General features: G+C 28.9%; 1 pseudogene. It reads left to right on the top strand.

Annotated elements, in window-relative coordinates:
- Positions 1–138 (top strand): annotated as a pseudogene (locus QT74_RS08380) (restriction endonuclease subunit S); the annotation flags it as partial.
- Positions 139–387 lie beyond the last annotated feature (249 nt).

Below are 387 nucleotides of genomic sequence, written 5' to 3'. Positions count from 1 at the left end.
TTTTCACTTTTAACCACCGATTTATTAGCCGGTATCCCCGCTGAAATAAAAGCCCGAAAAAAGCAATACGAATACTACCGAGAAAAATTACTGACCTTCAAACCCCTAACCCCACACAAAGAAGTTAAAAAATGCTAAAAGCGTTTTTATAATCAATAATAAAAGAGCTTGTTATAAAAAGAATTTGAAATATTTTTTAAAATGAGTTTTAAAATGACAAAACAAAGCAAATAAAAGCCCATTTTTAAAAACAAAAGTTTTAGTATAGCAGAGTCAAAAATAGCGTAATAAAAAAGTTTAAAATTCTAACGCTTTTTTAAAAACAAGCCCTAAAATAGGCGATAGAGTGGTTTTTAAAGGCTATTTTTTGCTAGGCGTTTTAACAAA

The sequence above is a fragment of the Helicobacter pylori SA213A genome, assembly GCF_000476275.1.
Taxonomy (GTDB): domain Bacteria; phylum Campylobacterota; class Campylobacteria; order Campylobacterales; family Helicobacteraceae; genus Helicobacter; species Helicobacter pylori_CL.
The sequence above is the reverse complement of the archived record's forward strand: the minus strand, read 5'-3'. Positions and strand labels throughout refer to the sequence as shown.